This is a genomic window from Parvibaculum sp., assembly GCF_049671045.1.
Classification (GTDB): Bacteria; Pseudomonadota; Alphaproteobacteria; order Parvibaculales; family Parvibaculaceae; genus Parvibaculum.
The window spans coordinates 16,414-42,328 of record NZ_JBATUH010000123.1; the positions used below are offsets into that span (position 1 = coordinate 16,414).

General features: G+C 63.9%; 16 protein-coding genes. 5 read left to right on the forward strand and 11 right to left on the reverse strand.

Annotated features, from left to right (window positions below; all coding sequences use genetic code 11):
• Positions 1-35 precede the first annotated feature (35 nt).
• Together WBG82_RS14695 and WBG82_RS14700 are read left to right on the forward strand one after the other, a co-directional pair.
• Positions 36-6,098, forward strand: coding sequence for an alpha-2-macroglobulin family protein (locus WBG82_RS14695; protein WP_424425463.1), 6,063 nt, complete (start codon positions 36-38; stop codon positions 6,096-6,098).
• 3 nt (positions 6,099-6,101) lie between these two features.
• Positions 6,102-8,324: a transglycosylase domain-containing protein gene (locus WBG82_RS14700; RefSeq protein WP_424425464.1), complete on the forward strand. Its 2,223-nt coding sequence runs from the start codon at positions 6,102-6,104 to the stop codon at positions 8,322-8,324.
• An 8-nt stretch (positions 8,325-8,332) separates the two neighbouring features.
• Here the strand turns inward: WBG82_RS14700 and WBG82_RS14705 are convergent, their stop codons facing one another.
• Positions 8,333-10,186, reverse strand: coding sequence for an acetyl-CoA hydrolase/transferase C-terminal domain-containing protein (locus WBG82_RS14705; RefSeq protein WP_424425466.1), 1,854 nt, complete (start codon positions 10,184-10,186; stop codon positions 8,333-8,335).
• 168 nt (positions 10,187-10,354) lie between these two features.
• Between WBG82_RS14705 and WBG82_RS14710 the strand changes: the two genes are divergently transcribed.
• The gene (locus tag WBG82_RS14710) at positions 10,355-11,959 is read left to right on the forward strand and encodes an MBL fold metallo-hydrolase (RefSeq protein ID WP_424425468.1); all 1,605 of its coding nucleotides are present in this window, start codon (positions 10,355-10,357) and stop codon (positions 11,957-11,959) included.
• A 26-nt stretch (positions 11,960-11,985) separates the two neighbouring features.
• Complete coding sequence (locus WBG82_RS14715) at positions 11,986-12,930, forward strand: 1-phosphofructokinase family hexose kinase (protein WP_424425470.1); 945 nt, start codon at positions 11,986-11,988, stop codon at positions 12,928-12,930.
• 2 nt (positions 12,931-12,932) lie between these two features.
• Here WBG82_RS14715 and WBG82_RS14720 read toward each other — a convergent pair whose 3' ends face one another.
• The 10 genes from WBG82_RS14720 to WBG82_RS14765 all read right to left on the reverse strand — a co-directional run bounded on the left by WBG82_RS14720 (position 12,933) and on the right by WBG82_RS14765 (position 25,296).
• Positions 12,933-13,361, reverse strand: coding sequence for a hypothetical protein (locus WBG82_RS14720; protein ID WP_424425472.1), 429 nt, complete (start codon positions 13,359-13,361; stop codon positions 12,933-12,935).
• Between the two features lie 61 nt (positions 13,362-13,422).
• The gene (locus WBG82_RS14725; RefSeq protein ID WP_424425474.1) at positions 13,423-15,459 is read right to left on the reverse strand and encodes a glycoside hydrolase family 2 protein; all 2,037 of its coding nucleotides are present in this window, start codon (positions 15,457-15,459) and stop codon (positions 13,423-13,425) included.
• 4 nt (positions 15,460-15,463) lie between these two features.
• Positions 15,464-16,840, reverse strand: coding sequence for a GH1 family beta-glucosidase (locus tag WBG82_RS14730; RefSeq protein WP_424425475.1), 1,377 nt, complete (start codon positions 16,838-16,840; stop codon positions 15,464-15,466).
• A 38-nt stretch (positions 16,841-16,878) separates the two neighbouring features.
• Complete coding sequence (locus WBG82_RS14735) at positions 16,879-18,708, reverse strand: ABC transporter ATP-binding protein/permease (protein ID WP_424425477.1); 1,830 nt, start codon at positions 18,706-18,708, stop codon at positions 16,879-16,881.
• 30 nt (positions 18,709-18,738) lie between these two features.
• The gene (gene ppsA / locus WBG82_RS14740) at positions 18,739-21,174 is read right to left on the reverse strand and encodes a phosphoenolpyruvate synthase (protein WP_424425479.1); all 2,436 of its coding nucleotides are present in this window, start codon (positions 21,172-21,174) and stop codon (positions 18,739-18,741) included.
• Between the two features lie 117 nt (positions 21,175-21,291).
• Entirely contained in the window at positions 21,292-21,510 is a 219-nt protein-coding gene (locus WBG82_RS14745) for a ChaB family protein (protein ID WP_424425481.1), read from the reverse strand.
• A gap of 5 nt (positions 21,511-21,515) precedes the next feature.
• Entirely contained in the window at positions 21,516-21,917 is a 402-nt protein-coding gene (locus WBG82_RS14750) for a DUF3775 domain-containing protein (RefSeq protein WP_424425483.1), read from the reverse strand.
• A gap of 12 nt (positions 21,918-21,929) precedes the next feature.
• Positions 21,930-23,783 (reverse strand): ATP-dependent zinc metalloprotease FtsH, encoded by a 1,854-nt coding sequence (gene ftsH, locus WBG82_RS14755; RefSeq protein ID WP_424425485.1) that lies wholly within the window; start codon positions 23,781-23,783, stop codon positions 21,930-21,932.
• A 76-nt stretch (positions 23,784-23,859) separates the two neighbouring features.
• Positions 23,860-24,897: a zinc-dependent alcohol dehydrogenase family protein gene (locus WBG82_RS14760; RefSeq protein ID WP_424425487.1), complete on the reverse strand. Its 1,038-nt coding sequence runs from the start codon at positions 24,895-24,897 to the stop codon at positions 23,860-23,862.
• A gap of 42 nt (positions 24,898-24,939) precedes the next feature.
• Complete coding sequence (locus WBG82_RS14765; protein ID WP_424425489.1) at positions 24,940-25,296, reverse strand: HPF/RaiA family ribosome-associated protein; 357 nt, start codon at positions 25,294-25,296, stop codon at positions 24,940-24,942.
• Between the two features lie 183 nt (positions 25,297-25,479).
• On the opposite strand from WBG82_RS14765, the gene WBG82_RS14770 reads away from it, so the two are divergent.
• On the forward strand, positions 25,480-25,915 hold a 436-nt coding region (locus tag WBG82_RS14770), incomplete at its 3' end, for a saccharopine dehydrogenase NADP-binding domain-containing protein (RefSeq protein ID WP_424425491.1).

Here is a 25,915-nt window from a genome sequence, read left to right on the forward strand (position 1 = left end):
GCCGTCCGCCTGTCATGAGGCGGCGGCCGCATGCTATGCTCGGCACATTCGAGGAGTTCAGCGAAGGCTCATCCATGCATCTGATCCCCCGGCTCTCCCTGCTCGCCCTTATCCTTTCCATTGCGCTCATCCTCTCGCCCGATCCGGCGGGCATGGCGGCGCAGGCGGCCGAGGGCAATCTCGCCGTCGCCCGCATCACGCCCTCGGGCGAGGATGTGCCCGCCGAGCGGCAGATCGTCATCGAGTTCGACCGGCCCGTCGTGCCGCTCGGGCGCATGGAGCGGACGGCGGCGGAAATTCCCGTCGAGATCGAGCCGAAGCTCAATTGCGAGTGGCGCTGGCTCAATGAAAGCGCGCTCGCATGCGAACTCAGGGAAGCGGATGCGCTGAAGGCCTCGACCCGCTACCGCATGACGGTCAATCCGGGGATCAAGGCCGAGGATGGAACGACGCTGGCCGGGCCGTTCCAGCACGAATTCGTGACCATGCGCGTGGCGCTCGACCGGGCCGAGTTCTCCGAATGGGCGGGGCCAGGCGCACCGGCGATCCTCGTCACCTTCAACCAGCCGGTGCGCCGCGACACGGTGGTGAACCGCCTCGAATTCTCATGGAAGGGCGACAGGGCGGGCACGCGCGCGGTGCACGCCTCGGAAGGGCCGGATTGGTCGAAGGCGCCGGACGATGCGCTGGTAAAGGTGGAGCGCGAGCCGGGAATAGCCGGCTTCTTCCGGCGGCTTCTCGCTTACCTCCCGTGGTTCCGGCCGGAATCCGTTCCGGGAACGGAGGAATGGGCGCGCCGCACATGGCTGGTGACGCCGAAAGCGCCGCTGCCGCTCGACACCGAGGCCGAACTCGTCATGCATCCGGGGCTCGTTTCGGGCCTTGGGCCGGAGCGCAGCGTCATCGACCAGACGGTGCAGGCCTTCGCGACCTTCGGAGACTTCCGCTTTGCCGGGTTGAAATGCACGCGCAACGATGGCAGCAAACTCGTCATCAGGCCGGACGAGGCGAACCCGCCAGCGGGCGCCTGCGGCCCGTGGAATCTCGTCCGGCTGCTTTTCACCTCGCCGGTGCGCGCGAAGGAGATCCGCGATCACGTCCAGCTCTCGCCCGAACTGCCGAAAGCCGATGCCGAGAGCGATCCCTGGGCCAATGTCGATCCCGAGCAGACGGACGGCTATTACAACTGGAAGGGGCGCCAGAAGGGCGACGAATATTCGGCGCGTTTCCCGGTCTATCTGCGCTCGGACCGCGATTACGAAGCGACGCTGAAACCCGGCGACACAGGCATGATCGTCGATATTTTCGGCCGCAAGCTTGAGGGACCGCTTTCGGTCCGCTGGCGGATGGACAACCGGCCGCCGAATTTCGAGCTGCCGAACGGCATTGCAGTGCTGGAAAAGGGCATCGACAGCGAAGTGCCGCTCTACGTCAACAACCTGACGAGCCGCGACTTCACCTATTCGCGCCTGCGCGTGGGCGGCATCGAGAACGGTCTTGCCGCGAGCGAGAAGCTCGATCCGATCCGCAACGTGCAATATGCGGTTCCCTTCGGCGTGCGTGAGATGCTGGAAGGGCGCTCCGGCGCCATTCTCGGCAAGCTCTCGACGACGCCGAAGCTGCCATATGAAAAGCCCGGCCTTCTCTTCGCGCAGGTGACGCCCTTCAGCGTTCATGTGAAGGTCGGCCATTTCAACACGCTGGTCTGGGTCGCAGATCTTGCGACGGCCGCGCCGGTGGCGGGCGCGCGCGTGCTGAGCTACCGCGACCCTGCGCTGAGCGCCGCCGTATGCGAAGGCACGGCGCCGGCCAAATGGAACGAGCCGGAGCGCGTGGAGGCCATGGCGACGACCGACGAGAATGGCCTTGCGGTTCTCCCCGGCGTCGCGCAGGAGCCGGGCGTCTATCAGTCGGTCTGCGACAAGGCGCTGACGGTACGCGTCGAGAAGGGCGACGATCTCGCGATCCTGCCGATCAACTATCAGTTCGAGGCCGATACCTATCGCGCTTCCGGCGAGCAGGTGTGGCCGATGGAAATGTCCGCGCAGGAGCATATGCGCGTCTGGGGCACGACGGCGCAAGGCGTCTATCGCGCGGGCGATGCCATTCAGTACAAGATATTCGTTCGTGGGCAGAGCAATGAAGGGCTTGTGGCGGCGCCGCCGTCGATCTATCGCCTCCAGCTCGTCGATCCGACCGGCAAGGTCGTGGCGGACATCAGGAAGATCGCACTCAGCGAATTCGGCGCCACCGACGGCACTGTGACCGTGCCGAAGACCGGCGCGGTCGGCTGGTACAAGTTTCGCCTGCTTCAGAAGCTGAACGCCAATGCGAAGGAGGAGACAGACGGATCGGAGGACGGCAGCGGAACGGACGCAACGGCCGAAGGCGCGCTTCCTTCCGGCTGGTTTGCCTGGAAGGCGATGCAGGTGCTCGTCAGCGATTTCACGCCTGCATCCTTCCGCGTGACCACGAGCGTCAATGGCAAGGTGTTCGGGCCCTCCGCGCCGGTCGAGGTGGAGGGCAAGGCCGAGCTTCACTCGGGCGGGCCCTATACGAATGCGACCGCGCGCATCACGGCGATGTTCGCACCGCGCCCCATGTCTTCGGCGCATCCCGTTGCGGCGGGCTTCGATTTCTCGCGCAGCGATCTCGAAACCTCGAGCTACGAAAGGATGATCGCCCAGATCGAACAGCCGCTCGACGCCGAGGGCATTGCGAAAACCACGATCGCGATTCCCGATCAGGGCAACGACGTTTACGGCGACCTCACCTTCGAGGCCGCCGTCATGGACGATCGCGGCAAGAACGTCGCCAATGCGGTGGAGGCGACCTTCGCCGCGACGGACCGCTTCGTCGGCCTGAAGCCGAAGGAGTGGCTCTATCAGGCAGGCAAGCCCGCGACCTACGGCTACATCGTCGTCGATGAGAACGGGACGCCGGTGAAGGGCGCATCGGTCGATCTCAAGATCGAACTGAAGAAGGTGACCGCCGCGCGGGTGAAGTCCGCGGGCAACGCCTATCAGACCGTGTACAATACGAGCTGGGAGAAAGTAGGCGACTGCCGGGGAACGCCGGAGGCCGCGCCCGCCGAATGCAGCGTCACGCCGAAGGAAGCGGGCGAATATCGCATCACCGCGACGGTCAAGGGCACAAAGGGCAAGTCGCATATCGCCGCCAGTGACTTCTGGGTGGTGGGCGCCGACGTGGTGCTCTGGGACGGCGGGCCGGACACGGCATTGCAGATGTTTCCCGAGAAGCCGTCCTACAAGGTCGGCGAGACGGCGCGCTATCTCATCAAGAATTCCTATCCGAACGCGAAGGCGCTCATCACCGTCGAGCGCTATGGCGTCATCGACCGCTTCGTCGAGACTTTCACCACCTCGACGCCCATCGTCGAAATTCCGGTGAAACCGGAATATGCGCCCGGCTTTTATGTCTCGGTCATTCTCATGAGTCCGCGCGTCGACAAGCCGCTCGGCGAGAACATGGTCGATCTCGGCAAGCCCGCCTTCCGCATGGGCTATGTCGCCGTGCCGGTCGTCGATCCCTACAACCTTCTTTCGGTGAAGGCGACGGCCGAGCGGGCGGACTACAGGCCCGGCGAAAAGGTCAAGGTCGCGCTTCATGCAGCGCCCCTGCATGAAGCGAAGAAGGAGCCGATCGAACTCGCTGTCGCCGTGCTCGATCAGGCGGTCTTCGACCTCGTGACCGGCGGCAAGGCGTATTTCGATCCTTACAAGGGCCTTTACCGTCTCGATGGGCTCGACGTGCGCAACTACAACCTGCTGCTCAAGCTCGTCGGCCGGCAGAAATTCGAAAAGAAGGGCGCCAATCCCGGCGGCGATGGCGGTACGGACTTCAAGTTCCGCGAAGATTCGAAATATGTCGCCTATTGGAACCCCTCGGTCCTGCCGGATGCAAACGGCAATGCGAGCGTCGAATTCGATGCGCCCGACAATCTGACGGGCTGGCGCGTTCTCGTCATCGGCGCGACGCCGACCGATCGCGTCGGCCTTGGCGAAGGCGACTTCAAGGTGAACCGGCCGACGGAAATCCGCCCGGTGATGCCGAACCAGGTGATGGAGGAGGACAAATTCTCCGCCGGGTTCAGCGTCATGAACCGGACGGACAAGAAGCGGAAGATCGCCATCGAGATCGCGGTGAACGGCACGCTCGAAGGCGAGGTGCCGCAGAGCCTGAAACGTGAGGTCGAGCTCGATCCCTATCAGCGGACGACTGTTTTCATGCCGCTGGCGGCGGGCCGCGTCGCGTTGAAACGCAATGTGGGGAAGGGTGAGATCGGATTCAGAGTTACGGCGGGAGACGAAACCGACCGCGATGCCTATGCCTATGCGCTGCCCGTCGGGAAACGGAACGGCCTTGTCACCGCCGCGCTCTACGGCACGACGGACAAGGACGATGTGACCGTGCCGGTCGCCTTCCCCAAGGCGATGAGGCCCGATGCGGGCGATCTGTCCGTCATATTGAGCCCGACGGTCGTGACCGATGTCGCGGGCGCCTTCCGCTTCATCGCCGACTATCCCTTCTTCTGCTGGGAGCAGCGGGTGACGAAGGCGGTGATGGCGGCGAACTATGCCGCGCTCGAAAACTATCTGCCCGCCGACATGAAATGGCAGGACGCGGCGAATGTGCTGAAGGAGATGGTGGCGAGCGCCGCCGACTATCAGGCGCCGAATGGTGGCATGGCCTATTGGGTGCCCTCCAGTGAGCGCGCCGATCCCTATCTCTCCGCCTATACGGCGCTTGCCTTTGGCTGGCTCAGGCAGCGCGGCGTCGAGATACCCGAGGCGGTGGATGCGAAGCTCCAGGACTATCTGGGCGAGTTCCTGCGGAAGGATTTGGCGCCGAAATATTATTCGCAGAACATGACGGCCTCGGTGCGCGCGGTTGCGCTCGCGGCGCTCGCCCAGCGCGGCAAGGTGACGGAGAGGGACATCGAGCGGCTGCGACCGCATTTCAAGACGATGGGGCTCTTCGGCAATGCAATGGCGCTGCAGGCGGCGCTGTCGCTCGGCGATGCGAATGGCGGCAAACTTTCGGACGAGCTTGCCGAAATCATTCTGGCCCATTCGAACCAGACATCCGGCAAGTTCCTTTTCAGCGAGGAGACGGGCGAAGGCTTCAACCGGATCCTCTCGACGCCGATGCGCGACAATTGCGCGATCCTTTCGAGCCTCGTCGCCTATGGAAGACAGGAGGACCAGAAGGGTCGCATCGAGAACATGGCGTTCAAGCTCGTGCGCGCCATTTCGCAGGAGCAGAAGTCGCAGGGCTATTGGGCGAATACGCAGGAGAATATGTTCTGCACCAATGCACTCATCGACTATGCCTCGGCCTATGAGCGCGTCGCGCCCGATATCAAGGCGACGGTGACGCTCGATGGCGAGCCGATGGGGAGCGCCGAGCTGAAGGGCGTCAAGTCGGCGCCCGCGACGCTGACACACGAAATCGGCGCGAGCGACCCTGGCCGCGAGGCGAAGGTCGGGATCGCCCGCGAGGGCGATGGGCGTCTCTATTATGCGACGCGGCTTTCTTACGCGCCGACAGACATCTCGTCTTCGGCCGTCAATAGCGGCATCGAGGTGCGGCGCGAATATAGCGTCGAGCGCAACGGCAAATGGGAACTGCTCGGCGACAAGGCGGAAATCGCGCGCGGCGAGCTTGTGCGCGTCGATCTCTATCTGTCGCTGCCCGCGGCGCGCGCCTTTGTCGTCGTCAACGATCCGGTGCCGGGCGGGCTCGAACCCGTCAACCGCGATCTCGCCACGGCCTCGCGCGTCGATGCGGCGAAAGCTGAAATCCAGCGGCCCGAAGGAAGCTGGTGGAACCGCTACAAGGACTGGATCGAATATGCTGCGAGTTACTGGTCCTTCTATCATCAGGAATTGCGCCATGACAGCGTGCGCTTCTATTCGGATTATCTCGACGCCGGCAATTACCATCTGAGCTATGTGGCGCAGGCGATCGCGGCCGGCGATTTCCAGCGTCCGGGCGTAAAGGCCGAAGAGCTTTATGATCCGGAAGTCTATGGCCTCGGCGTGCCGGGAAGTCTGCTGGTGAAGGAGAAGCCGTAAGCCATGAGCTGGCTCGTCTGGAGCTGGACAAATCTCGAATGGACGCCTCCAAGACCTAATGAGTGGTCATGGCGGCGCTGGGCGGGCTTCGGCATGGGAATGCTCGTGGCGGCGCTCGCCGTGGCGACATGGGCGGGGCTTGCCGACGAGCGCGCCCTGACGCTCGGCCCCCGCGTCGCGGCCAACATCCTGCTCGACCGGCACGGGAAAATACTGACCGAGGAGGCAGGCGACTGGAACATCCAGAACCAGGTGCCGCTCTATCGCGTGCCGAGGCGGATGCAGGAGGCGGTACTCGTCGCCGAGGATCGCCGCTTCCACGAGCATCGCGGCGTGGACTGGCTGGCGCGCGCGCATGGGCTCTGGCAGGGCTTGCACTCCGGCCGCAACGTGCGCGGCGCGAGCACCATCACCGAGCAGGTGGTGCGCATGATCGTGCCGAGGCCGCGCACGCTCTGGTCGAAATGGCTCGAAGGGTTCGACGCGCGAAGGCTCGAGGCGCGCTACAGGAAGGCGGACATTCTGGAGTTCTATCTGAACCAGGTGCCCTATGCCGCGAACCGGCGCGGCGTCGCCAATGCGGCGCGTTACTATTTCAACCGCGACCTCGATACGCTCGATACGCGCGAGATGATCGCGCTGGCAATCCTGCCGCGCGCGCCTTCGGGCCTCGATCCCTATCGCGGCGGTGCGAAAATCCTCGACCGCCGCAGCATTCGCCTTGCCACCGCCATGCGACGCGCGGGCGTTCTGCCAGCCAGCGAGTGGGAGCGGGTGATCGACGCAAATCTCGATCTGCAATCGCCGCCGCGACGCTCCGCCATCGGACATTTTCGCAATTATGTCGAGCGGCAGCTTAAAGCTGATGCGCCGGCAGCGGCGGGTCCGCGCCGCGTGGCGACGACGCTCGATGCGGGCCTCGTCGAATTCGCGCAGGACCTGCTCGACCAGCGGCTGGCGAGCCTTGCGCCGCGCCGCGTCCATAATGGCGCGGTCCTTGTCGTCGATCACAGGAGCGGCGAAATTCTCGCCTGGGTCGTGGCGGGCGCCGACGCGGCGGGCGCAACGCCCGGCCGTTTTCTCGACGCCGTTCTCATTCCCCGCCAGCCGGGCTCGGCGCTCAAACCCTTTCTCTACGCCGCCGCCTTCGATGCGGGCTGGTCGCCGGCCGTGCGCATGGAGGATGCGCCATATTCGGAGGCCGTCGGGACGGGGCTTCATCGCTTCAACAATTACAGCCATCAATTCTATGGCGAGGTGAGCGTGCGCCAGGCGCTCGGCAATTCGCTTAACATTCCAGCAATTCACGCCGTGAACTTTGTCGGGCCGGACCGCTATCTCGATTTTCTGCGCTCGCTTGGCTTTGCAAGCCTGACGCGAACTGCGGGTTTCTACGGCGACGGGCTCGCGCTCGGCAATGGCGAGGTGTCGTTGCTGGAGCTCGTGCGCGGCTATGCGGCGCTTGCCAATGGCGGCGTGCCGGTGCCGCTCAGGGCCGTTGCGGATGCGCGGCCGACGCCGAAAGCTGCGCGCGTGATGAGCGCGGAGGCGGCGACGATGATCGGCAATGTGCTCTCCGACCCCTGGGCGCGCGTCATGGAGTTCGGCCGCTACTCGACGCTGAACCTGCCGGTGCAGACGGCGGTGAAGACCGGAACTTCGACGGACTATCGGGACGCCTGGTCTGTGGGCTTCGACAGCCGCTATGTCGTCGGTATCTGGATGGGCAATCTCGACCAGACGCCGACGGATGGCATCACAGGTTCGACGGGACCTGCGCTCGTGCTGCGCGGCCTCTTCGCCTATCTCAATCGCGACGGGAATACGAAGGCGCTGCCGCTCGCGGACGATCTCGTTCTGTCGGATAGTTGCGCCTATGGCCAGAGCGGCTGCGAACAGATTTTCGATTTCCATGCGAAGGGCGGTGCCCGCCTCGCGGCGGCGAGGGGAGAGGCGCCCGGCCCCTCCATTCTGAGCCCGACGCCCAATCTGCGCCTTGCCTATGATCCGCGCCTGCCCGGCGACCGGCAGCTCTATCGCTTCGCGCTCGCGGGCGTGGACAGGCACGACGAGGTGACATGGCTCGTCAATGGCGAGATCGCCGGCAAGAGCAGCGGTGGCGAATTCATGTGGCCCGTCAGGCGGGGGAGCTATGCGGTCGAAGCGCGGATCGAAACTCCGGGCGGGCCGCAAATGGTTGGCCCCGTCGCCTTCTCCGTGCGCTGAGGCGAATTTCAGCTATCGGCAAGCACGCCGCGCAGCAGCGCGCCATAGAAGCGCTCCTTCACGCCCGAGGGCTGGTCGAGCCTCATGCGGCCGAGCGCGATCCGCGCATCGGGCGTGAGTTCCGGGCCGGACAGGCCCCGAAGTGCGAGGCGCAGAAGCGCCATGGGCGAGGCGGACGCGGCCTTGAGCCGCTCCAGCGCGGGCAGGAGAAGCTGCTCGATGGGCGTGAGATCGGTACCGAAGGGGAAGGGCGGGAGTAGCCCCTGTTTCGCAAACGGCGCGAGCGCGCGCTCAATCCGCGCAGGCGTGTTGTCGCGGAAGGCGGCAGGGATTTCGTAACCGGTCTCGATCTTTCCGGCTTTCTTCGCCGCCTCCAGAAGTTCCGCCTGAAAACGGGAATCGGCAATGGCGAGAAGCGCCGCGACGACATCGCGGTCCGTCTTGCCGCGCAGATCGGCGACGCCATATTCCGTGACGACGATGTCGCGTAGATGGCGTGGAATGGTCACGTGCCCATAGGACCAGCGAATATTGGACACCGCCTTGCCGCCGCTTTCGCGCGTGGCGCGGAGCGTGATGATGGAGCGAGCATCTTCGAGCGCGAAGCCCTGGGCCACGAAATCATACTGGCCGCCGACGCCGCTGACGACGCGGCCATCCTCGAGCCCGTCGGAGATGACCGCGCCGAGCAGCGTCACCATCATCGCGCTGTTGATGAAGCGCGCATTCTTCCGCGCCGCGCGCCTTGCCGGCTCGTCATCGCCATAGAGCTGATTGACATAGGATATGGCCTTCATGCGGATCTTCGCGCGCATGTCGTCCGGCATTTCGCGCAAGGCGCGATAGAAGCTCCGCGGGCCGAGAAAGAAGCCGCCATGAAGAACCGCGCCGTCGACTTCGCGCTTCACGACGCCAGCCTTCATCAGATCAAGGAAGGAATCGACAAGCATCTCGCTCGAGCCGAAGAGCCCGATCTCGAAGGGAGCTTCATGCGGCTGCAATGTCGATGCGCGGGAAGGAGAGAGCCTTTCGGCGGCCTCGCGGAAGGCGCCATTTCCCTGCTGCCGGAGAATGAGGCCATGCGCCACAGCATCGCCCATGGAGCCGATGCCGATCTGGAGCGTGCCGTCATCGGCGACGAGACGGGCGGCCTGCAGGCCGATGGCGTAGTCCGTCAGGTTCACGGGCTCCTTGGGCGGCGCGAAGAGCGGGAAGTCGGTCGCCTCGCTGTCGAGGATGAAATCGATCTGGCCCGGCGCGATCTCGGCCTCATGCTCCATGAAAGGAAGCTCGCTGTTCACTTCGCCGACGAAGATGAATTCGGCCTTGCCTGCATTGCGGGCGGCCAGAATGTCGATGGTGAGGTCGGTGTTGCAGCTCATGCTGTAGCGGGCCGCGCCCTCGCCATCGCGCCTGGCGACGAGCTGGGCGACGACATTCGGCTTGCGGTCGAGAATGCAGGCGAGCGCATGGGTGTAATTGGCGGCGATATAGTTCTGCTGCGCGCGCGGCACGCCGAGCCAGCGCCCGGCCAGAAAGAAGAACTCATGCACCTCGATATTGGCGGGAAGCGCGCCCTGCCGCAGCGCCTTCGCATAGGCGAGGTCGGGATAGCCGCCGAACAGCCGGTCGATGACGGGGCCCATGAAGCGCCGCTCCATCTCGCCGGAGGGACGGGGCTTTTCCAGCGTCAGCGCCGTGACGATAGTGAGGCTGAGAGAGCTGTCCGCCGCCGCGCGGGCATAGAGCGCATTCGCCACATGGTTCGCCTTGCCGAGGCCGAGCGGCAGGGCAAGGACGATCTTCTTTCCGACCTTCGCGATGATGTCGTCGGCAAGGGCTGCGGGGTCGTCATAGTGCATGTCAGTCATCGTGCCGGGGAAAGAAGGTGAGGGTGAGTTTGCGGTTTCAGGCGGGTTTCCGTGGCGGATGATGCCCTTTGCGCCCGTTTAATTCCAGTTGTGTATACTGCGACGGCGTGACCCAAGCTCCCGAAATCCCGCCGGGCACCGAGGCAGCAGAGGACGAATATGGCGATCACCATGACGGTGCACGGCGCCGCCCGAACGGTTACCGGCTCGTGTTATCTCATCGAGACGGACAGGTGCAAATTCCTGGTCGATTGCGGCATGTTTCAGGGCGCGAAAACCCTGAAGGAACTCAATTACGAGCCCTTTCCCTTCGAGCCGGGCGACATCGACTTCGTGCTTCTGACCCACGCCCATATCGACCATTCCGGGCTCATTCCCAAGCTCGCCAAGCATGGGTTCAGTGGGCCGGTCCATGCGACGCGCGGCACGATCGACCTTCTCGGCTCCATGCTGCCTGATGCCGGGCACATTCAGGAAGTCGAAGTGGAGGAACTCAACCGCCGCAATGCGCGGCGCGGCAGGCCCGCCGTCACGCCGATCTACACGGCCTCCGATGCTGAGGACTGCCTCCGCCTCATGAAGCCGGTCACCTATGACGGCTGGTTCGAGCCCGCCGAGGATGTGTGCGCGCGCTACTGGAACGCGGGCCACATTCTCGGCTCGGCCTCGATCGAGATCGAGATCGACGCGGGCTCCGCGGCGCCGCGCCGCCTCAGGCTGCTCTTTTCGGGCGATATAGGACCCGACGCGCAGACTTTCCACGCCGCGCCGGAGTCGCCGGAAAATCTCGACTATCTGATCTGCGAGACGACCTATGGCGGCAGGACGCGCGAGAGGCTGACGCATGACGACCGGCTCGGGATTCTGGCGAAGGAAGTGACGGATGCCTTCAAGGATCGCGGCGCGCTCATCATTCCCGCCTTCGCGGTGGAGCGGACGCAGGAGCTGCTGGCCGACCTCGTGGAGCTTGTGAACTCGGGCGCCGTTCCTCGCGTTCCGATCTTCCTCGACTCGCCGCTCGCCATTCGCGCCACGCAAGCCTTCATCGATCATGCCGACGAGCTTGAGAATGGCGACGCCTTCCGCAAGGCGATGGCGACGCCGCTCCTTCGCACGACCGAAACGCCGACCGAAAGCATGGGAATCGAGCGCATGGAAGGGAACCACATCGTCATCGCGGCGAGCGGCATGTGCGATGCGGGCCGCATCCGCCATCATCTGAAAAACCATCTGTGGCGGCAGAACTCGACCGTGCTTCTGGTCGGCTATCAGGCGCAAGGCACGCTCGGCCAGATCCTCGCCGACGGGGCGAAGGCCGTCCGCATTCAGGGCGAGGAAATCAGGGTGCGCGCGCGCATTCGCCAGACGGACATCTATTCCGGCCATGCGGATGGCCCGGCTCTCGTCGAATGGGTGCGGCAGCGAAGCCCGGTCAAGCGGGCGATCCTGCTCACCCATGGTGAGGATGCGGGCCTTGAAGCGATGCACAAGGCGCTCTCCGATCTGGGCCTCGATGGCGAGCGCATCATCGAGCCGACGCTCGATGACATATTCGATCTCATGACCGAATTGCCGGGGCCGCGCCTGCGGCCGGGGCCGCGCCGCCTGCGCGCGGAAGAAGTGGGCCGCTTCGACTGGCACAATGACTTCTCCAAACTCTGGCTCGACATCAGCGAAGAGCTTGATCGCGCGGCCGACGACCGCGCGAAGAATGCCCTCATCCGCCGTCTGCGCCATGCCCTCGAGGAGAGGGAACGGCGCTAGCGGCAACGTGTAAGAGTGAGGCGTAAATGAAGGCAGAAAAAGTCGTTACCCTGACCATGCACCCGGCGATCGACGTTTCGACCTCGGTCGAGCATGTGGAGCCTACTCACAAGCTGCGCTGCGCGCCTGCGCATCGCGACCCCGGCGGCGGCGGCATCAATGTTGCCCGCGTGCTGCGCCGCTTCGAGGCGGATGTGCTGGCGATCTATGTGGCCGGCGGATCGACCGGCGATCTCCTGCGGAAGCTCGTGCACCGGGAGGGTATACGCGATCTCGTCATCAGGGAGATGACGGAGACGCGCGAAGACTTCACCGTCTATGAACAATCGAGCGGAAATCAGTTTCGCTTCGTCATGCCGGGACCGGAGCTTGCGAGGGAAAGCTGGCTCGCCGCGCTCGATGCCGTGGCAAGGCTCGAGGAGAAGCCCGGCTACATCGTCGCGAGCGGGAGCCTGCCGCCCGGCGTGCCGGTCGATTTCTATGCCGAGGTCGCGCGGATCGCGCATTCGCTCGGCGCGAGATTCGTGCTCGACACATCGGGCGAGCCGTTGGCGGCTGCGCTTTCCCGATCTCCCTTCCTCATCAAGCCCAACCTGCGCGAATTGCGCGAACTGACGGGTGTGGCGCTCGATGGCGAGAGGGATTGGCTCGAGGCGGCGCGCCGCCTCATCGCCGCGAGGCAGGCGGAGATGGTGGCGCTGACGCTGGGCGAGGAGGGAGCGCTGATCGTCACGCAGGACGAAGCGTGGCGCGCCGAAGCACCGAAGGTGGAAGTGGTGAGCACGGTGGGCGCGGGCGACAGCTTTCTCGCCGCGCTCGTCTGGGGCATCGCGTCGGGCGAGCCCTTGGCGGAGGCATTTCGCCGCGCTGTCGCGGCGGGATCGGCAGCGCTTCTTTCTCCGGGCACAGAGCTTTGCCGGCCAGAGGATGTCGCGCGCCTTGCGCGGGAAGTCTCGCCGAGGCGGATCTAGTTTCAGGCGCTCACGCCAAGCAGCATGCTGATGCGTCCGTTGCCCCAGAGAGGCAGAAGGAGCCGCGCCTGTGCGCCATGCTGGATATAGGTGGGTGCGCGGCTTTCCACCGTGGCGCTCGCCTGCGCGCGGAGATATTCGAAGGGCGCGGCGGAGGCGATCTCGTCGGCGAAGCTGCCGGTAACGTCCTTGCCATAATGCTCCGAGAGCCGCCGGCCGATGATTTCGAAACGGAACCGCTCGGGCTTCTCGAAGACGCCGATGAGCATCATCCGGTCCTCGAGCCGCGGCAGGGCGGAGAGTTTCACATCGTCCCAATAGGGCATGTCGCTGGCCTGGCCGCGAATGAGGCTCTGCCAATAGGTGTGAACTTCGGCAAGGTCGGCCTCGATCGTTGCGGGCAGGGCGTAGGGCGAAGCGGGATTTGTCATTTTCTCTCACTCATGGCCGGAGTTGATATCCGTTTCCCGTGTGGAGCGGCATGGGAGAAAATTACTCCGTCCTCGTTGCCGCCGCAATTTCCTTGAATTCCGCATCATCGCGGGACGCCTCGAAAACGGGGCGCGCATCAACAGTGCCGGTCTTTTCGTATAGCCGCCTGACAAGATCGAAGGCGGGCTTCCTCCTTCCCGTTTCATCGACGAGCCCCTTGCGATTGAAATATTGCTGATAGGCGGGATGTGTGCGGAGCATGGAACGAAAATCCTTGAGAACCCAGGGCGTGACGCCGGAGAGCGCGGGGCAGTTCGCGAGCATCCTGAACTGAAGCGCGTAGAGGCGCGCCTGAAACCGCTCCGACATCATGGTGGTGCCGTCACCCACAAATCCCGATTTCGCGTCCGCGCCGAATTCGCTGATCAGGAATGGCTTTGATGCGCGCGGCGCCATGCTCAGTTCAGGAAGGAGATCGAGCATGAGCAGTGCCATTTTCTCCTCCGCAATGGGTACGGCGCCCGCCCATTGCGCGGCCGTGTACCAGCCGAGATATTCGTTGAAGGCGACGACATCGAGCTCGTCGAGCAGCGGGTCGTCAATGATGAGCGCTGGCGCGCGCGCTGCCCTTTCGAGGGAAGGGCGCTCGTTAATGTCGATGCCGTCCGCCAGCAGCAACGCGCGGATGGGCGCTTTTTCCTCATCCGTGATTGCGGGATCGAGGAGCGCGCGTGCGCGGATCGCCCTTGATAGCGGCTCGCGGAAATCCTTGTCGCGGCCGTAAATGGCGGCCGAGACGAGGCGCGAGGGATCGAGGGTGCGGGCGTCGCGGATGAGCGAGGTCAGAAATTTCGTTCGCTCAGGCGTCGGAGGCGTTTCATTGGCGACGGACCATATGATGACGCAAGCGCGGTTCCTGTCGCGCTCGATCATCTCGCGCAGTTGCGAACGGGCGACATCAAGCGTGGCGCCATCGCTCCATGACACGGCCCAATAAACGGGTACCTCGGACCAGACGAGAAGCCCGATCTCATCAGCGAGCCGCGTCACGAACTCATTATGCGGATAATGAGCGAGGCGGATGAAATTGCAGTTGAGTTCCTTGGCGAGCGATAGTGTGGCGCGCGCGTCTTCGGCGCCGAAGGCGCTGCCATCGTGCAAGGGGCTTTCCTCATGGGCGGCAATGCCTTTCAGAAAGATCGGCGCTCCGTTGAGGATGATGTCGCCGCCGCGCGCCTCGATCGTCCGCAACCCGATGCGGTCGCGGATCGTCTCGCCGTAAAAACCGATTTCGATGTCGTTGAGTTGCGGATCGTCCGGCGACCAGAGCGGCGCCTTCGTTTCGAAACGGACCTCCGCGTATCCGGAGGCATCGACAGTGGCGCGGGCGGCTTCGCTCACGCCGGGCAGCGAGATCGTGACGATCTCGCCGCCCGCCGCGCCGTCAATGGAGAAGGCGGCGTGAACGATCCGCGGCGAAAGGCCGACAAGGCGCAGCCAGTAATCCCGGATGAAGGTTTCGGGAAGGCTCAGAAGCAGCACTTCGCGCTTGATGCCGCCATAGTTCCACCAGTCGGTGACGATGGGCGGAACGGTCCTGGCGTCGAGACGCGCATCGACCCTGACGATCAGGAAATTCGCGCCCTCACGCAGCGCCTCGGTCGCCTCGAACGCGAAGGGTGTGTGGCCACCTTCATGCGCACCAAGGCGGATGCCGTTGAGCCAGACCTCGGCACGATAATTGACGGCGCCGAAATGAAGAAAGTAGCGGCGGCCGCTACGCCTGGAAAAAGAAAAGTCCCGACGATACCAGATGACGGATTCATAGAAGAAGAGCCTCGCATCCTGCGTGTTCCAGTCCCTTCCGGTCTGGAGCGTCACGCTGTCGTCAAAGGCGAATTCCACAAGCTCGAGGCCGGTTGCCGCCTCGCGGCCTTCCGCAATGCCGGCAATGTCGCGGCCCGGAAGCGGCGGATGTTGCGCGGGCGCGCGGGGATCGACGATGACACGCCACTTGCCGCCAAGATCAACATGCTCCCGTCCGAAGGGATTCTGGACGATGGTTCCGGCGTCGGCGGGAGGCGGGGCAGAGGGCATCGGATCAATCCTTGCGCGTCGGTCTGATGAGGCCGGCGTACCAGCGCGCGGAAGCCTTGGGCGTGCGTCTGAGCGTCTTGAAATCGACATGGACGAGGCCGAAGCGATTGGTGAAGCCCGCGCCCCATTCGAAATTGTCGAGAAGCGACCAGACGAAATAGCCGCGAATGTCGGCTCCCGCTCGGATCGCCTCGCCCATCGCATGCGTATAGGCGCGCAGATAGTCGATGCGGGCCTTGTCGGCTATCGCGCCGGTGGCGTCGGGCGCGTCATTGCCGCCCGAGCCATTCTCCGTGACATAGATTGGGAGTCCGTAACGGCGCCACGCCGCGATCAGAACGTCGCGAAAGGCGTCCGGATGGATCGACCAGCCGGCGCCGGTTTGCTGCGCGGAGGCGGGAGGCTTTCCCCAGGCGAAGCCGAGCTGGCTCGCGGCATCCGCCCTCGCATAGATCGGCGAGTAATGATTGACGCCAAACCAGTCGAGCCTGCGGCAGATGCGAGCCATGTCGCCCGCCTTCTGTGAGGGTTCCATTTCATGCGCGATGAGGGCGGGATAGGCAGCGAAGCTCTGCGGCTCGGGAAAGAGTAGGTTCCAGTGCGCGTCGAGCAGCGCTGCCGCATGTGCGTTTTCGGGCTTGCCGCTTTCCGGCAAGACGGGCTGCCGGTTGTGGATCGCGCCGATGAGCGCGGAAGGGCGGAGGTCGCGGATCGCATCGACCGCCGCGCCGTGAGCGAGATTGAGGTGATGGGCCGCCTTGTAATAGGAGCTTTTGTCGGCGATGCCCGGCGCGTTCCAGCCGAGCGCATAGCCGAAGAGCGTGGAGACCGAGGGCTCGTTGAAGGTGGCGAAGTGCTTCACCCGGTCGCCATATCGTTGCGCGACGAGGGCCGCGTAATCCGCAAACCAGCCGGCGATATCCCTGTTGGTCCAGCCGCCGAGATCGTCGAGCGATTGCGGCAGATCCCAATGGTAGAGGCAGAGCCAGGGCTCGATGCGGGCTTCGAGCAGGCGGTCGATGAGGCGGTCATAGAAGGCGAAGCCTTGCTCATTGGCGGCGCCGCGGCCGCGCGGCAGAAGGCGCGGCCATGCGGTGGAGAAGCGATAGGCGCGCACCCCCATGTCGCGCATGAGCGCAATGTCTTCAGCGTAGCGGTGGTAGTGATCGCAGGCGATGTCGCCCGTGTCGCCATTGGCGATGCGCCCCTTCTGGCGGCAGAAGACATCCCAGATGCTGAGGCCGCGTCCGTCTTCATGAGCCGCGCCCTCGATCTGATAGCTCGAAGTCGAAACGCCCCAGAGAAAGTCCGGGCGCAGGAGAGCGGTATCGAGTTCGGCGCCGGGAAGTTCCGATTGAGGCGCGGCGATCTTGTCGTTCATTTCATTCTCCCGCGGCGCGAAGGCCGAAGCGGTTCGGTTCAACCGGAATAGGTTTCGTCGATCTCGGACAATTCCGGCAGTTTGGGCGCGGGCGGACCGCCGAAGAGATAGCGCCCGTCGGCCGCCCGTTCGAGACAGAGCTTGCGCCGATGAAAGGGCTCCAGCGCCGCATGAAAGCCGATGGTGATGAGCGTCACGCCGGGGAGACAGGAGAGAACCGCTTCCATGATCTTTGTCTCGCTCTTCTGATCGAAGGCGTCGGTCGCTTCCTGCATGAAGATCCAGCTCGGCCGGCGCAGGAAGAGCCGCGCGAAGCTCAATCTCTGCTGCCCGCGCACGGTAAGACTGCGGTCCCATGCATCGGCCTCGTCGAGGTGGGTGACGAGATAGCCGAGCCCCGCGCTTTCGAGCGCGTCATGAAGATCGTCCCTGCTGAACGTGCCGGCCGCGTCCGGGTAGCTGAGGGCCTCTTCGAGCGTTCCATGGGGAATGAACGGATTTCGCGGCATGAAGAATATGGAACTCGCGGCCGGGAGCAGAACTTCGCCACGGCCCCACGGCCAGAGGCCGGCCACGACCTTGAAAAGGTCAATCGCCGCGCCCGCATCGCCGTCGATGAGAAGCCGCTCGCCCGCCTGCACCTGCATGTTGAGCCCGTCCAGCACGATCTGGCCGTCCGGTCGCGCTATGCGCAGATCGCGGATGATGAGGGTTTCGCCATCCGCCTTGCCGACTGCGATGCGGTTCTCGTCGAGATTCGCGCGCGTTTCGTCGAGAGTTCGGAGATCGTCGTGGAGGGAGAGAACGCGCTCCGCCGAGGCGCGCCAGCGCGCCATATCGGCGAGATTGTCGATGGGCCAGGAGAGGGCGGAGGTGAGCTTCTGGAACGCCTGCGCGGACTGCATGAGAACGCCGAGCGTCATCGTGCCGGCGATATATTGCGGCGCCATGACGAGAATGGGAAAGACGGGAAGAAGCGCGCCGTAACCGGATGTGAAAAAGAGAATCCATGTCAGGGCGAGCGTTTGCCGCGACCACCACCGCCTTATATCCGCAAAGAGGCGGGACGAGCGCAGCCTTTCCATACGCTCTCCGCCGAGGAGCCCGATCGATTCCGAGTTCTCCCGCGCTCGCGCGAGAGCGAAGCGGAAATTCGCTTCCGTCGTCTGAAGGCCGTTCGTGGAGCGGACGAGCGGCTGGCCCAGCACGAGCCCCATTCCCGTGCCGACGCCTGCATAGAGGAAGGCCAGCAGGACCATGTAGCCGGGAATGTAGAAGGATGATCCCCGAACGCTGAATGTCGCGCTGCCGGCAACGGAGAGAAGAATGTCGATGAAGCTGCCGAGTATGAAGATGGAATAGACGAGGGTGTGCGCGAGCGAGATCGCATTCTCGGTCACGATGTGGACATCCTCGGCGATGCGGCCATCCGGATTGTCATGCTCGCCGGGCGTGAAGATGAGATGGTAGTGCCGCTTCTCCGCCATCCAGCGATCCACGACGCGGGCCGTGAGCCATTGGCGCCAGCTCACCTGGAGCGTGCGCTTGACCTGGAGGTGAATGGCGGTGACGCACATCGTCAGAATGAAGATGATGACGAAAACGCCGATCTGGGTCAGGAATTTCGGCACGGAGCGCTCGCCCAGCGCATCGAAGAGCGCGCCGTTCCAGTAATTCGTCCAGATGGCAAGCCCGACCTGCATCAGCGTGAGGAGGAGGAGCGCAACGGTAAGCGCGCTCGCCTTCCAGCGTTCCTCCGCCGTCCAATAGGCGAGCGCGAGGCGCGCGAAGCGCCGCAGAATGCGGTAGCGGGAACGGAGGGAGCCTACGGCAAGTTCGGTGCTGGTTGCGGAGGCTGGCTCGGCCATTTCATGTTCCTGGGCGCCGGTGGCGCGGCATCATCCGCCGGCCCTGACGCCCGGAGAGGCGCTCTCGGCCTCCGAGACGATATTCATGGTGCGTATGAGGCTGCCGGGGTTGACGCTGATCGAGCTGATGCCGAGATCGGTGAGGAAGCGCGCGATGCCCGGATCGTTCGCGGGAGCCTCGCCGCAAATTCCGACATGGCGGTGGTTTCGCTGGGCGCCCGTCACGGCAAGCCGCATCATCTCCAGCATGCCCGGATCGCTCTCGTCGAAATCGAAGGCGACGATTTCGGAGTCACGGTCGACCCCGAGCGTGAGTTGCGTGAGGTCGTTGGAGCCGATCGAAAACCCGTCGAAAAGCGCGGCAAAGGCATCGACGCGAATGACATTGTTCGGAATCTCGCACATGACGAAAATCTCAAGCCCGTTCTCGCCCCGCTTGAGCCCGTGCTCCGCCATGGCCGCGAGCACCTTGCGCGCCTCCTCCTCCCGGCGGCAGAAGGGCACCATGATGCGGAGATTTGTCAGACCCATTTCGCCCCGGACGCGGGCGAGCGCCGCGCATTCGAGCGCGAAGCCTGCCGCATAGGCGGGATGTGCGTATCGGGACGCGCCGCGAAAGCCGATCATCGGGTTCGCCTCAGTCGGCTCGAATGGCTCACCCGCAATGAGGCGCGCATATTCATTCGTCTTGAAGTCCGACAGGCGCACGATGACGGGCTTCGGATAGAAGGCGGCGGCGATGGTGCCGACGCCTTCGGAAAGTTTCTCGACGAAGAAGTCGGCCGGCTTTTCATAGCCGCGCGTCAGACGCTCGATCATCTTTCTGTCCCGGGGCGACGCTTTCGAGGGCTCGGCCAGTGCCATGGGATGGATGCCGATATATTCGTTGATGATGAATTCCATCCGCGCGAGGCCCACGCCGTCATTCGGCAGCATGGCGGTGCGGAAGGCGAGGTCGGGATTTCCGAGATTGACCATGATCTCCGTTCGCGGGCGCCGGATATTGTCGGTGCTCACGCGCGAAACATCGAAGGGGATGGTGCCTTCGTAAATATGGCCCGTCTCGCCCTCGCCGCAGGAAACGGTGACGGTCATTCCGGTCCTGATCTTCGAGGTCGCGCCCTCGGCGCCCACGACCGCCGGAACGCCAAGCTCGCGCGCGACGATCGCCGCGTGGCAGGTCCGCCCGCCGCGATCTGTGACGATGGCGGCGGCCGACTTCATCACGGGCTGCCAGTCCGGGCTCGTCGTTTGCGCGACGAGAACCTCGCCGGGCTGAAAGCTCGCGAGTTCCCTCGGATCGGAAATCACGCGCGCCTTGCCTGTGGCGATCCGTTCACCGACGGCGCGCCCTTTGGCTATGGCGGTTCCTGTGCCCTTGAGGGAATAGACTTCCACGATATTTGTCGCGTGCTGCGAGGCGACCGTCTCCGGCCGCGACTGGATGATGTAGATGAACCCGTCATCGCCATCCTTCGCCCATTCGATATCCATGGGCATCGGATGTCCGGCGGCGCGGGAGTAATGCTCCTCGATGGCGATGGCCTGGCCCGCGAGAGCGAGGATTTCGCTGTCGGGTATGCAATAGCGTTCGCGCTGCGCTCTGGGGACGGTTCTCAATCGCGTGGTGACGGAACCTCTGGCGCGCGCATAGACGAGTTTCGATTGCTTGGCGCCGAGCGAATGGCGCAGCACGGCCCGGTGTCCCTGGCTGAAGGTCGGTTTGTGTACATAGAATTCGTCCGGATCGACCTGACCCTGCACGATCGTTTCACCAAGGCCGTAAACACCCGTGATGAAGACGACATCGCGGAAACCCGATTCCGTGTCGAGAGTGAACACGACGCCGCTCGCGGCCGTGTCGGCGCGCACCATTTTCATGACGGCGACGGAGAGAAAGACCTTGAAGTCATCGAAGCCGTTATTGCGGCGGTAAACGATGGCGCGGTCGGTGAAGATGGAAGCGAAGCAGCGGCGGCACGCCTCGACAAGCGCGCTCGTGCCTCGCACATTGAGGAAACTCTCATGCTGCCCGGCGAAGCTCGCCGTCGGCAGATCCTCGGCAGTGGCGGAGCTGCGAACGGCGACGGCGACATTGCGGCCATACTGCTTTTCGAGTTCGGCATAACTTGCCGCTATGCCCTCGCGGATCGCCTTTGTTCCGGTCGCCTCATAGACGATTTGCCGGGCGCTCGCCGCGGCGGCGGAAAGCGCCGCGGTATCGGATATGTCGAGCGTGGCGAGGAGCGGGCGCAGCTTTTCCCATGCGCTAGCCTCGCTCAGCGCATCCCGATAGGCGGCGGCTGTCAGCGCAAAGCCGCTCGGCACCCGTACGCCGGCGGCGGAGAGAGCGTTGTAAAGCTCGCCAAGCGATGACGTCTTGCCGCCGACGAGAGCCACGTCCCCGACGCGAATGTCCTTGAACCAGCGGATATATCCTTCACCCGCCACAGCTTCTGCCGACATGGATTACGCCTGCATCCAGTGATCTGATTTTTATGCGAAATCCGGGCGGGAACGGCATTGATCGAGGTCAAGGAGGCGCAAGGAAGGGTGCGCCGTCGCTCAATGACCTTGGCCGGCTCAAGGCGTGGATTTTTCGATCCATGTGTCGCCGGCCTTGCGGTAGCTCTTCTTGACTGCCGCCCAGGCTATCCTGTGCGCGATCTCCTCCTGACGTTCGCCGGCCGATGCGTAATTCGCCCAGGCATGGTTGAACGCCTCGCGGTAAATATTCTGCGCGTGGAGCGGAAGGCGCTCGCGCAGCGAAGGCGGCAGATTGGCGTTCGTTCGATAGGGCATGTGCGTCAGTGGCTCTCGTCGAATGACGAACAATTCTCGCCGAAGGCTTCCAGTCCCTCCTGGAGGTAGTCCGCGAGAAGCGGCAGGCCGAGGAGATATTCGGCTGTCCGCGCATTGTGCTCGTCGCGTGCCGTCTCCAGCGCCTCGGCCCATTCCGATCTGTCGAAGGTGCCGCGTCCGACCCATGCGAGCGCGACGAGAGTGATCTGCTCCTCCTCGTCGAGGCCGCGAATGAAGGCCAGAAGCTCCTCCTGCGTCGGATCGTCGGCGAAATCCTCCAGAACGTCCCGCATTTCCTCATCGGTCGGATTGGAGCCGGAATCCGGATCGCTGATCTCCTCCTTGACGTCGAACATGCGCGCCTTGGCGATGACGTAGCAGACCTTGTCCGTATTGATGTCGAGCATGAGCCTGTCCTCTCAAGACGTTCCGCGCATCGCATCGGTGGCGCGGATCGCGGTCGTATCGGCGGCTTCTCGCGGCTTCAACGGTGGAAAATCGTCGGGCGTGATCGTTTCCTTCTGAAGGAGCAGGCGGACGCCGGATTCGAGATCGTTCTTGCGGCTGCGCAGAATGTCCTTCGCGCGCTCATAGGCTTCCGCGATGAGGCCGCGTATGGCGAGGTCGATTTCGCGCGCTGTCGCTTCCGAGTAGTCCTTCTCGCGCATGCCGAGAACATTGTCGCCGAGATAGCTCGATCGCTGCTGCTCGAGCACGGGCTGGCCAAGCTCCTGCGTCATGCCGAAACGGGTCACGATCTGCCGCGCCACATCGGTGACCTTGGCGAGATCGTCGGCGGCGCCGGTCGAGATTTCTCCGAAGGTCACGTCCTCCGCCGCGCGTCCGGCGAGAAGAACCACCATGCGGTTCTTGAGTTCGCTCGTGGTGATGAGGAAGCGGTCTTCCGTCGGGCGCTGGAGCGTGTAGCCGAGCGCGCCGATCGAGCGGGGAATGATGGAGACCTTGTGCACGGGGTCGGTGCCCGGCAGGGTGGAGGCGACGAGCGCGTGCCCCATCTCGTGATAGGCGACGCGCTCCCGCTCGGCGGGCTTGAGGAGGCGGCTCTTCATCTCCGATCCGGCGACGATGCGTTCGACGGCGCGGGTGAAATCCTCCATCGTCACGTTGTCGCCGCCGCGCCGTGTCGCCACGATGGCCGCCTCGTTGACGAGATTGGCGATGTCGGCGCCGGTGAAGCCCGCCGTGATGCCCGCGATCTCGTCGGGCGCGATGTCGGGCGCGACGGTAACCTTTCTGAGATGCACCTTGAGGATCGCTGTGCGCCCGTTGCGGTCCGGACGGTCCACGACGACCTGCCGGTCGAAGCGGCCAGCGCGCATCAGCGCGGGATCGAGGATTTCGGGCCTGTTGGTCGCGGCGAGAAGAACGATGCCGACACGCGGGTCGAACCCGTCAAGCTCGGCAAGAAGCTGGTTGAGCGTCTGCTCTTTCTCGTCCTGTCCGCCGAGGCCGCCCATGGGCGAGCGCGCGCGGCCGAGCGCGTCGAGTTCGTCGATGAAGATGATGCAGGGCGCGGCCTTCTGCGCCTGCTCGAAAAGATCGCGCACGCGCGCCGCGCCGACGCCGACGAAGAGTTCGACGAATTCGGAGCCCGATATGGAGAAGAAGGGCACGCCCGCTTCTCCCGCCACGGCGCGGGCAAGCAGCGTCTTGCCCGTGCCCGGCGGCCCGACGAGAAGGATGCCCTTGGGAACATGCGCGCCGAGGCGGCCATATTTCTCCTTGTTCTTGAGAAAGGAGACGACTTCCTGAAGCTCGAGCTTCGCTTCCTCCACGCCGGCGACGTCGGCGAAGGTCACGCCAGTCTTGGTTTCCACATAGACCTTTGCCTTCGACTTGCCGACGCTCATCAGCCCGCCGACGCCCTGCCGCTCGGCAAAGCCGCGAAAGACGAAGAACCAGAGCCCCAAAAAGAGCAGCATGGGCGCGAGCCAGGAGAGGAGGATGGTCATCCAGTTCTGGTCCGAGCCCCCCGAGACCTTCACACCTTCCTTGATGAGTTCATCGGCGATGCCGGGCTCGACACGCGTCGTCGTGAAGGACTCCTTGCCGTCGACGGGCTTGACGAAGGTGCCGTGGATCTGCGTCTCGGTAACGGTGACCTCGCTGATCTTCCTTTCACGGGCGAATTTCAGGAAATCGCTATAGTCGATATGCGCGACCTGCCGCGACCCGAGCCAGATCTGGAATGCGGTGATGGCAAGCAGCGCCACGAGGAAATAGCCGAAGTTGAAGCGGAACTTCTTGTCCATGGCTGCGAGGGCCTCATGCGCCGTGGCGCGGGATGGGGAAGAAGACGCTTTGCCCGGCGATCGGTTTCATGCCCCTTCAAACCTCGATGATGACCTTCAGCGAGTTGGTTTTGGCCGCATCGGAAAAAGTGTCGTAGGCCTTGAGCATCTCGGCGAGCTTGAAGCGATGCGTGATGAGGAGCTTCGGGTCGATCTTCTTCGACCGTACCGTCTTCAGCAGCATCGGCGTCGTCACCGTGTCGACGAGGCGCGTCGTGATCGAAATGTTCCTTGACCAGAGCGTCTCCAGATGGAGATCGACCTTGGTGCCGTGAACGCCGATATTCGCTATGGTGCCGCCCGGCGCGACGATGTCCTGACAGAGGATGAAAGTCGCGGGTACGCCGACCGCTTCTATGGCGACATCAACGCCTCGGCCGCCCGTCATCTTCATGATCGTCTCGACGGCCTTTCCGTTGGCGCTGTTGACGGTCGTAGTGGCGCCGAAGCGCTTTGCAACTTCGAGGCGGTTGTCGATGAGGTCGATCATGACGATCTCGCCGGGCGAGAAGAATTGCGCCGTCAGCAGCGCCGCAAGCCCGATGGGGCCGGCACCGACAATGGCGACCGTGTCGCCCGGCTCGACCTTGCCGTTGAGAACGCCGCACTCGAAGCCTGTGGGGAGGATGTCGCTCAGCATGACAAGCGCTTCCTCATCCGCGCCGGCGGGAACGGGATAGAGGCTCGTATCGGCGTGAGGAATTCGAACATATTCGGCCTGCGTGCCGTCGATCTCATTACCGAGTATCCAGCCGCCCGTCGTGCAATGCGAATAGATGCCCCGGCGGCAATACTCGCATTTGCCACAGGACGAGATGCAGGAAATGAGAACGTGATCGCCCTTCTTGAAAGCGGTGACGCCGGGGCCCGTCGCCTCCACGATGCCGACGCCCTCATGGCCGAGAATGCGCCCCGGTTTGCAGGTCGCGACATCGCCCTTGAGAATGTGAAGGTCCGTGCCGCAGATTGTCGTGCGGCTGACCTTGACGATGGCGTCGGTCGGATCGGAAATTTCCGGCATGGGGCGTTCTTCCAGCGCCTTCTTGCCCGGGCCTTGATAAACGAGAGCCTTCATCGCCTGTTCCTTTCCTGTCGAGGCGGCGCGAGCCGCGCGGCTCTAGCCGGGCGGCGTCCAGTGGGTTTTCACGTCGCCGCGCGTCCGGCGCGCATGATCTTCGAGCCGGCGCGCAACCGCGTCGAACGCGTCTCTCACGGCGACATGCGCATCCTCATGCGTGTGGTCCTTGGGGCGCGGACCTGTCACCGCGATCTCATGGCCGGGCACGCGAAGATTGATGCTGACGATGAAGAGGCCGCCCTTCTTCGGTCCATGTTGCGGCGCCTCGACCACCACGTCGCAGCCGGTGATGCGGCCATAAAGATGTTCGAGCTTTTCCACCGATTGGCGGATGCGCTGTTCGAGCGCGGGTGATGGCTCGATGTGGCGGAAGGTGATGGAAAGGGGGATTTGCATGAACGTCTCCTGCCTCTGTGCCAACTAGTCAGGACCGGGCAGGTGGACGTTGCATTGACTTCGATCAAAGAACGCCCGGGGCGCTTTCAGAAGCATTCTTTCAATGGGAAATCATGTTCGGTATAAGGCGGAGTGAGGTCGTAAATCTTCGAGAACCACGCCGCCACAGCCGGGATTGTGAAGATGTCCAACGACACGAAAATCGTCGCGTTTCAGGGCCGCATCGTCATGGTCGGCTTCGGCAGCATCGGGCAGGGCACGCTGCCGCTGATCCTGCGTCATGTCGACATCGCGCCATCCCGGATCACGATCCTCACGGCGGACGCGAGCGGACGCGCCGAGGCGGAGGCGCTTGGCGTTCGCTTCATGGTGAACCCTCTGACGAGGGAGAATTACGCGGACATCCTCGCCCCCCTGGTCGGCGAAGGCGATTTCCTTCTCAACCTTTCGGTCGAAGTGTCGAGCCTCGCCCTGGTCGAATTCTGCCATCGCCGCGGCGCGCTCTATCTCGATACCTGCATCGAGCCATGGCCGGGCCGTTACACGGACACTTCGATTGCGCCGTCGCTGCGCTCGAACTATGCGTTGCGCGAGGAGGCGCTGGCGCTCCGTGCCAAAT

Coding starts and splice junctions, on each gene's coding strand:
- WBG82_RS14735 (WP_424425477.1), bottom strand. CDS start 18,708: ATGGCCGAGCCAGCCTCCGCAACCAGCACCGAACTTGCCGTAGGCTCC.
- WBG82_RS14765 (WP_424425489.1), bottom strand. CDS start 25,296: ATGCAAATCCCCCTTTCCATCACCTTCCGCCACATCGAGCCATCACCC.
- WBG82_RS14715 (WP_424425470.1), top strand. CDS start 11,986: ATGAAGGCAGAAAAAGTCGTTACCCTGACCATGCACCCGGCGATCGAC.
- ftsH (WP_424425485.1), bottom strand. CDS start 23,783: ATGGACAAGAAGTTCCGCTTCAACTTCGGCTATTTCCTCGTGGCGCTG.
- WBG82_RS14700 (WP_424425464.1), top strand. CDS start 6,102: ATGAGCTGGCTCGTCTGGAGCTGGACAAATCTCGAATGGACGCCTCCA.
- WBG82_RS14725 (WP_424425474.1), bottom strand. CDS start 15,459: ATGCCCTCTGCCCCGCCTCCCGCCGACGCCGGAACCATCGTCCAGAAT.
- WBG82_RS14710 (WP_424425468.1), top strand. CDS start 10,355: ATGGCGATCACCATGACGGTGCACGGCGCCGCCCGAACGGTTACCGGC.
- WBG82_RS14720 (WP_424425472.1), bottom strand. CDS start 13,361: ATGACAAATCCCGCTTCGCCCTACGCCCTGCCCGCAACGATCGAGGCC.
- WBG82_RS14760 (WP_424425487.1), bottom strand. CDS start 24,897: ATGAAGGCTCTCGTTTATCAAGGCCCGGGCAAGAAGGCGCTGGAAGAA.
- WBG82_RS14695 (WP_424425463.1), top strand. CDS start 36: ATGCTCGGCACATTCGAGGAGTTCAGCGAAGGCTCATCCATGCATCTG.
- WBG82_RS14745 (WP_424425481.1), bottom strand. CDS start 21,510: ATGCCCTATCGAACGAACGCCAATCTGCCGCCTTCGCTGCGCGAGCGC.
- ppsA (WP_424425479.1), bottom strand. CDS start 21,174: ATGTCGGCAGAAGCTGTGGCGGGTGAAGGATATATCCGCTGGTTCAAG.
- WBG82_RS14730 (WP_424425475.1), bottom strand. CDS start 16,840: ATGAACGACAAGATCGCCGCGCCTCAATCGGAACTTCCCGGCGCCGAA.
- WBG82_RS14705 (WP_424425466.1), bottom strand. CDS start 10,186: ATGCACTATGACGACCCCGCAGCCCTTGCCGACGACATCATCGCGAAG.
- WBG82_RS14750 (WP_424425483.1), bottom strand. CDS start 21,917: ATGCTCGACATCAATACGGACAAGGTCTGCTACGTCATCGCCAAGGCG.